Genomic DNA, 7795 nt, shown 5'->3' with positions numbered 1-7795 from the left:
CGCCCCAATACCCTCCGTCTTTGAACCCAAACCGCCCTCCCAATCCCCCCCCCCCCCCCCCCCCGCCACATCAACCGCCCGGGCCCCCCACCCCCCCCCCCCCCCGGGACTTTTTGCATGGGGCATCGTGGCCATGTTCCGAAAACGTAGCCGCCCCGTAGAATCCAGAGCCAAGCCTGTTCCCCTGGCCAAGGCATTCAGGGAGCACCCACACACCAGCGCATAGAGGCATGACATGACCCATGGCTTCCGCGACTCGCCCGACGGCCTGCGTTACGAGGAGCACATCAGCTGGCCGATGCGGCTGTTTGTGGCCGTGATTGGGCTGGCGATGTTTCTGATCCCGGTGCCCTTTGTCCAGCATGGTCACTGGGGCCTGCCGTGGTGGCAACTGCTGCTGCTGGCCGCCTGCATCACGGCGCCGGTGGTGCTGGGGGTGTTTTTCCTCTGCCTGGCATGCGGGCGCTGCCTGCGGCTGCATTTTGACCAGCGCCAGCGCTGCCTGGTGCGCCATGGGCGCCTGCCCCTGCCCCCACGCGCCATTCCCTACGCCGATATCGAGCCGCCCAGCGTGCTGGAGCGCAGCGCCGAAGATGGGCCCTACTATGTCGTGCGCCTGCGTGTGCGGGGCGAACGCGCGATGCACCTGAGCAGCTTTGGCCTGCAGGCAGAGGCCCAGGTTTGGTGCCAGCGCATCGCGCACGAGCTCCAGCAACGATCAAGCTGAGGGCCAAAAAAAGGACTCTGCAGCGCCAGCACAGGGCTGGCACTGCAAAGTCCAGGGCTGCAGAGTGGGCTGCAGCAGGGGCGGGCCGGATAAGGCCCACCTTAGGAACGCGATCCTTTGTTTAGAACGTGGCCTTCAGGTTCAGACGCACGGTCCGGGGCTCGCCATAGATGGCGCCCGAGTAGAAGCCGTACTGGCGGTAGTAGGTCTTGTCGAACAGGTTGGAGATGTTCAGGGTGGCGACCAGGTCCTTGTTGATCTCATAGCGCGCCATCGCATGGAACAGGGTGTAGGCCTTCAGGTCGATATTGACATTGGCGCCCTCGGTCGGGTGGCTGGTGCCGGTGGCGACCTGGTGCATCTTGCTTTGTGCCGTGAGGCCGGTGCCCAGGGTCAGCTTGTTCCAGTTGCCGGGCAGGCGGTAGCTGGTGTTCAGGCGCAGCAGGTGCTTGGGGTCATCCTCTGCGCCGGTAGAGTTGGGGTTGTTCACCGACAGATAGGTGTAGCCGCCATAAACATTCCAGCTCGGCGTGATGCGGCCGGAGAAGTCCACTTCAAAACCCTTGGTCGTCACGCCCGATGCGCCATTGACATAGGCGGTCACACCCTCGTCGCCGGTCACGTAGAGCGGGTCGCCGCTGGCGTCACGCGCAATCGTGGCCACATCCTTTTGCTTGTTGCGGAACACCGCCAGCGAGCCATCGAACTGGCCATCGAGCCATTCGCCCTTGACGCCCACTTCCATCGCGGTGCCGGACTTGGGATCGAGATAGGTGCCATCGACGCGGCGCTGCGACTGGGCTTCGAACACATCGGTGTAGCTGGCGTAGAGCGAGTAGTTGCGGTTCAGGTCATAGACGGCGCCCAGGTAGGGCGTGACCTGGTGGCTGAAGTCCGAGGTGACGACGCCGTTGGAGAAGTTGCGCTGCCAGCTCAGCCGCGCGCCGACGATCACCGACAGCGGATCGGTGATGCTCAGGCGCGTGGCCGCATAGCTGCCATAGGTCTTGATGCGGGTGACGGTGTCCTTGCCGTTGCGGGCGGTGGTCACTTCGCCAATGCCTTGGCCGGTGCGGATGAACTCGCGCCAGTCGCCAATCGCAAAGCCGTTGCTGATGCGATTCATGCAAGCGACGGACTGGCCAGCGCTGTTGAAGCAGTCCAGGCCGTAGGCGGTCGACTCGTTGTCGTTGTAGTTCGCGCCCATCATGAACTGGTGGCGGCGGCCCAATGCCTCGAAGGGGCCGTTGAGCGTCCACTGCAGGTTCTTGGTGGTGCTTTGCGCCTCGGACAAATAGGTGTTCAGGTAGGCACCGCTGCCATCCTGCGCCCAGTAGCCGGCCGATACCGTGCCCCGGTTGGCCTTGGCCACGGCCAGGTGGCTGTCCACCTCGCCACGCGTCCAGGAGCCCGAGAGCTTGGTCGTCCAGTTGTTGTCAAAGCGGTGCTCCAGCGCGCCAAAAATGGTCTTGCTCTCGCGCTCGCTGTAGCTCCAGTCGGCCGACGAATTCAGGCTGCGCTTGAAGTGGGTCTCGGTGCCATCGGCATACCAGATGGGGACGTTCGTGCCCCAGGTGGCACCATCGATGCGGCGGCGCTCGTACTGCAGGCCCAGGGCTGCCTTGGTGTCACGGCTGATGTCGGCAGCAAAGCTGGCCAGCAGGCCCAGGGACTTGTCCTTTTCGCGGTCGCGGAAGGTGCTCGAATCATCGCCGCTGATCACAAAGCGCGAGCGCACGCTGCCATCGGCATTGAGCGGCTGGTTCAGATCGGCAGTCAGGTGGCGGCCGCCGTGGCTGCCCAGGGTCACGCCGACGCTGCCAAAGCGCGTCTTGCGCGGCTCCTTGCGCACCATGTCGACCACACCGGCCGGGTCGCCAGTGGCGCCCAGCAGGCCATTGGCGCCGCGCAGAATCTCGACGCGGTCATACAGATCCATGTTGAGCGCCAGGCCCTGACCGGAGAAGCCGGTCTGGCCGTTCTGCAATGCGCCATCCACGCGGAAGTTGGTGATCTCAAAGCCCCGCGCGCGGTAGCTGGTACGGCCGCCCACATCGAGCTGGGTGGCCGAGATGCCGGTGGCGTTGAGCAAGGCATCATCCAGGGTCTGCACGTTCTCGTCGTCCATCTGCTGGCGGGTGACGACGCTGACCGACTGCGGGGTTTCGCGGCGCGTCAGCAACAGGCCGGTGGCGCTGGAGACGGCCGGGTTCTCGTACGAGCGTGTGGCCTCGCTGGCGTTGGTGGATTCGGCGCTCACCACCACCTCTTCGAGCTGGGTGGTCTCTGCCGTGCGCTTGGCAGCGGCTGCATCCGCCGGCGCGGATGGCGCGGTTTGCGCCAAGGCCGCCTGGGAACAGGCCGCCAAGGCGGCACACACCACCGGGCTCAACCGCAGCCAAACCGGCCCCCCTGCCACCGCTGCGCGCTTTTGATTCACCACCATGCCAACCACCTTTTTTATTGCAAAGCTGGCACTGTAAAAAGGGTGGCCCCGCGCCATGTATTCGCCGTGTACGGAAATGAAATGAAATGTATTCTCATTCGCATGTCCCGTTTACAATAGCCGGCCACACACATGGAAAACCTGCCCCTGATCCTGGTGGTCGAAGACGACGCCGACATGCGAGAGCTCATCGTGAGCTACCTGGCCAAATCGCGCCTGCACAGCCAGTGCGCGGGCGATGGCGAACAGATGGCGGCCGCGCTGGCCGAGCGCCTGCCCGATCTGATCCTGCTCGACATCATGCTGCCCGGCACCGATGGCATGGTGCTGTGCCAGCAGCTGCGCGCCAACCCGGCCACGGCCCATATCCCCATCATCATGCTGACGGCGCGCGACAGCGTGCTCAACCGCGTGGTCGGCCTGGAGCTGGGCGCCGATGACTACCTGAACAAGCCCTTTGAGCCCATGGAGCTGCTGGCCCGCATCCGCGCGGTGCTGCGCCGCGTGCGGCCCCAGGCCCAGCCCATGCCCGGCATGCCCGAGCCGCCAGCACCGATGCTGCTGCGCTTTGGCAGTTTTACGTTGGACCTGGCCCAGCGTCACCTGCTCTCGCCCAGCAACGTGCTGATCAGCCTGGCCAGCTCGGACTTCCGCATTCTGGAGCACCTGCTGCGCCACCCGCACCAGGCCGTGAGCCGCGACCAGCTGATGGACCTGGCCTTTGGCCGTGAGCGCGCGGCCTCGGACCGGGCTGTTGATGTCTGCATCAGCCGCCTGCGCGGCCATATCGAGCTGGACAGCCGCAAGCCGCAAATCATCCGCACCGTGCGGCATGAGGGCTATATGCTGGTGCCGCCGCCTGTGCATGGCGACTGACGCCCCCCATATGCAGGCCAGCGGCTGGCGCAAGCGGCTGGTGCGCTGGCTGCCAGATACCTTGTTTGGCCGCCTGGTGCTGGTGCTGGCCGTTGGCATGCTGGCCACACAGTTCCTCACCAGCAGCATCTGGCTGGACCTGCGCCACACCCAAACCCTGGAAACCCCCACGCGCGTAGCAGCCGAGCGCCTGGCCGATGCGCTGCAGGTGCTGGCCCGGAACAACCAGGACCCGCAAGCGCTGCGCTACCTGGCTGGCCCCGGCCTGCAAGCCCGGGTGCTAGATCAGGCGCAAGCCCGTTACCCAGTGGAAGACGCCGAGCTGCACCAGGAGGCCGAGGCACTGGTCAACCGCGTGCTGCATGCGCGGCTGCCCCAGGCGGGCCAGGCCCAATTGCAGCGGCTGCAGTTAACTGATGCGCATGGGCATGCGGTGCCGCAGTCCAGCTATTTCGGGCTCAGCCCTTTCACGGTGGACTATGGCCTGCAGATTGCGCTGGCCCCCGGCCGCTGGCTGGTGCTGGAGACGCAACTGAGCCCCGGCTGGCATGCACAAAGCGGCTGGGAGGTGCTGGCCGATGTGCTGCTGCGCGTCTACCTGTTTCGCATTCTGGTGGTGGTGTTGCTCGTGCTGCTGGCGGTGCGCTGGGTGGTGACCCCGCTGCTGCGCATGGGCCAGGCCGCGCAGGCGCTGGAGCGCGATGTGGTCGCCGCGCCGCGCATGGACGAGGACGGCCCACGCGAAGTGCGCCAGGCCGCCCATGCCTTGAACCGCATGCAGCAGCGCATTGCCGCCAACCTGACCGAGCGCACGCATTTTCTGGCCGCAGTCTCGCATGATCTGCGCACGCCCATCACGCGCATGCGGCTGCGTCTGGAGCTGCTGGACAGCGCCGACCTGGACAGCGGCAAGCAAAAGCTGCGCGGCGACCTGAGCTGCATGGAAGGCCTGATCGACAGCACCTTGGCCTTTATCCAGGCGCGGGAGCACCAGGGCCCGCTGCAGCAGATTGACCTGGATGCATTGGCCCGCAGCATCTGCCAGGACCGGCAGGAGCTGGGCCAGCCCGTCGATATCCGCGGCCATATCCGTGCGCCAGTGATGGGCCAGCCTGTGAGCCTGCGCCGCGCGCTGGACAACCTGATCGACAACGCGCTGCGCTATGCCGGCAGCGCCAGCCTGGTGCTCGATGAAGATGAGGACTTTGCCCAAATCTGCGTGGAGGACCGGGGCCCGGGCATTGCGCCCGCGCAGCTCGAGCGCATGCGCCAGCCTTTTGAGCGCGGTGAAGCATCGCGCAACCAGGACACCGGCGGCCATGGCCTGGGCCTGAGCATTGTCGATGCCATTGCGCAGGCGCATGGCGGCGCGCTCTTGCTGCACAACCGCGAGCCGCAGGGCCTGTCGGCCGGCATACGTATCCGCAAAAACAGGGTCAGCGCACAGTGATAGGCCTGGGGCGTCTTGCTGGCCAAGGGTCCGCCACCACGATTGAGCGCGTTCGCCATCAGCGAGGGCGGCTAGTCCTGTCCGTCAGAGAATATCCAAGGTTTTGACCGCTTGGGCAAAGCGCTCCAGCGCCTCATAGGCATCGGCCTGGGCCAGCGCCGAGATGTTCAAGCCGCTGCTGTCGATATCGCCATCCGCATAACCCATCACCCAGTTGGGAAAGCGCCGCTCGGGGCCGGACAGCCCCGCATCGATGACCCGGAAATCGGAATGCCGAGGGTCTGCCTGCAGATGGGATTCGAGCACCCGCATGGCATCAGGTGCGCCCTCCACATACTGCGCAAACCAGTCACCATCGAACACCAGCACACCGGTGATGCCATGGATGGCGTTCAGCTCCCGCGCCTGCTTGACGATGCGCCCCACCTCGGTGGGCCCATAGCCGGGAGCCAGCCTGCTGGTGTAGAGAAGGGATCGGAGGGAAGAAGGCATGGCTGGGCTCTCGCTGTCATTATGTATGCAATGTACTGCTTGCCTCGGCGGGTGAGTGCCGGTTGAGGTCTTTTTTCTGCTTCAGAGCCCGGCAGCGATAGCAGGCACTTGCTATCACCGCACAAAACCAGCCCCTGATGGCCATCGCAGATGGTGCATCAGGGGCTGGTGACAGCGCCTTGGCAGGCGCAGCATCAACGCGACTTACTGGCCAAATTTGCGCTTGGCATCGGTCACGCAGGCATCCTTGGCATCACCGGCCATGGCATCGCAGCGCTCCTTGGCAGCCTTGTAGTCGGCTTCACGCGACTTGTCGGCAGCGTCCTTGCGCGCATCGGCCACATCCGATGGATTGGACGATGGCTTGGCGCTCACCTCCGCGACCTTGGCGGCTTCCAAGGCCTTCACATGGGCTGCCTTGGCTTCCTTCTGGCAGACGTCCTTGGTGTTGCCCGTGGCGTCGTCGCACTTTTCCTTGGCCACGTCGTACTCGGCATCTGCCTTGGCCTTGGCCAGGTCGTGGCGGTGGCCTTCGGTAGGTTCTGCACGGTGCTTCAGATCCGCCAAGGCGACCTTCTTTTGGCCATCGGCCTGCTTCTTGCAGACATCCTTGGCATTGCCCTTCATGGGCTTGCACTGGTCGCTGGCAGCCTTGTGCTCGGCTTCGATACGGTCCTTCTCGACCTTCTGCTCGGCAGAGGTCATGGCGAAAACGCCACCGGAGAAGAAAGCGGCTGCACACAGGGCGGCGATGGTAGGTTGGAGCTTCATGGTGTTGTTCCTTGGATCGTTATGGTGAAAGAGCTGACTATTTTTTGCACCCATCAATGAAGCGCAAAAAATAGTCTCCTGGCATGTCATTCATGCAATACCGCCACAATGGCTGCGTTGCTGGCCTCAATGGCGTGAATGAATTATCAGCAGCCCCAACCGCGCAGGCTGTGGGTGGCAGGACGGACACATGGTCAGATTTCACCTACCGCGCCAAAGCCTTGCGCCAAGCCGTTTGCAGCGCTATGGCGGCTGAGAAAACCCTGGCAAAATCGCCGCAGCCCACCGCATCTCAGCACCCGGGCAGCAGGGTGCTGACAGGGCCTGCGGCAGAGATGCTCCGCCTATGGAAAACACCGCAATGACTACCGAGCACCAGCCCCTCTGGGTGGCAGAACACCTGCTTGCCGCGCTGCAAGGCGAATGGCGTTTTTCGCGCAGCCTGCAGGATCTGGTGACCCGCAACCCCATTGGCACCGTGCAGGGCCAGGCGCGCTTCACCCCGGAGGGTTCCTGCGGCGCCCACTATGCCGAGAGCGGCCAGATGGTGCTGCAAAGCGGCGGCGCGTTTCGCGCCGGCGGCAGCTATTTTTTCAGCCAGCAGGGGACGGATTTGTGCATCTATTTCGATGCCCAGCAGCAGCGCCTTTTTCACCGGCTGCATCCCGCCATCGACCAGGACGGGCAGCTGAGCGCCAGCAGCTCGCACCTGTGCATTGCGGACCGCTATGACAGCAGCTATGCGTTTCTGCGCAGCGGTGCCTTTGTCATCGAGCACCAGGTGCGCGGGCCGCACAAGTCCTACCGCAGCTATACCTTGTATGAGCGGCTGGCGGGCGCCCCGACCACCAGCAGCACAGCGGTCTGAGACGCCTGGGAGGCAGCCTGGACCAGCGGATTGAAATTCCGTTGATCCAAGAACCTGTTCAATGTCTCCTCGCGCCGCGGGGGGGGGGTTTGGGGGTGGGGTGGTTGGGGCGGGGCGCCGCCCAAAGCCACCGATAGGGAAGACCCGCCACGCCCCCCCCCCCCC

General features: G+C 64.6%; 7 protein-coding genes. 4 read left to right on the top strand and 3 right to left on the bottom strand.

Annotated elements, in window-relative coordinates:
* Nucleotides 1–235 precede the first annotated feature (235 nt).
* A complete protein-coding gene (locus tag WH367_RS24050; protein ID WP_339537969.1) occupies nucleotides 236–727 on the top strand; it encodes a hypothetical protein in 492 nt (163 codons plus the stop codon).
* A gap of 121 nt (nucleotides 728–848) precedes the next feature.
* On the opposite strand, the gene WH367_RS24045 is transcribed toward WH367_RS24050, so the two are convergent.
* Nucleotides 849–3173, bottom strand: a complete 2325-nt coding sequence (locus WH367_RS24045) for a TonB-dependent siderophore receptor (protein WP_339537968.1) — start codon at nucleotides 3171–3173, stop codon at nucleotides 849–851.
* 132 nt (nucleotides 3174–3305) lie between these two features.
* On the opposite strand from WH367_RS24045, the gene WH367_RS24040 reads away from it, so the two are divergent.
* Nucleotides 3306–4049 (top strand): response regulator, encoded by a 744-nt coding sequence (locus tag WH367_RS24040; RefSeq protein ID WP_021028909.1) that lies wholly within the window; start codon nucleotides 3306–3308, stop codon nucleotides 4047–4049.
* Entirely contained in the window at nucleotides 4039–5499 is a 1461-nt protein-coding gene (locus tag WH367_RS24035; protein ID WP_339537967.1) for an ATP-binding protein, read from the top strand. The genes WH367_RS24040 and WH367_RS24035 overlap by 11 nt, the downstream gene beginning before the upstream one ends.
* 84 nt (nucleotides 5500–5583) lie before the next feature.
* Here the strand turns inward: WH367_RS24035 and WH367_RS24030 are convergent, their stop codons facing one another.
* Nucleotides 5584–5991 carry a BLUF domain-containing protein gene (locus WH367_RS24030; RefSeq protein ID WP_339517181.1) on the bottom strand — a complete coding sequence of 136 codons (408 nt, stop codon included), beginning with the start codon at nucleotides 5989–5991 and terminating at the stop codon, nucleotides 5584–5586.
* Between the two features lie 204 nt (nucleotides 5992–6195).
* Nucleotides 6196–6762, bottom strand: a complete 567-nt coding sequence (locus WH367_RS24025; protein WP_021028906.1) for a hypothetical protein — start codon at nucleotides 6760–6762, stop codon at nucleotides 6196–6198.
* A gap of 361 nt (nucleotides 6763–7123) precedes the next feature.
* On the opposite strand from WH367_RS24025, the gene WH367_RS24020 reads away from it, so the two are divergent.
* Nucleotides 7124–7630 (top strand): DUF6314 family protein, encoded by a 507-nt coding sequence (locus tag WH367_RS24020; protein WP_339537966.1) that lies wholly within the window; start codon nucleotides 7124–7126, stop codon nucleotides 7628–7630.
* The last annotated feature ends 165 nt before the right edge of the window (nucleotides 7631–7795 follow it).

The sequence above is a fragment of the Comamonas sp. MYb21 genome (assembly GCF_037479395.1).
Lineage (GTDB): Bacteria > Pseudomonadota > Gammaproteobacteria > Burkholderiales > Burkholderiaceae_C > Comamonas.
Note: the sequence above shows the minus strand (reverse complement) of the source record. Positions and strands in the feature narration are given on the sequence as shown.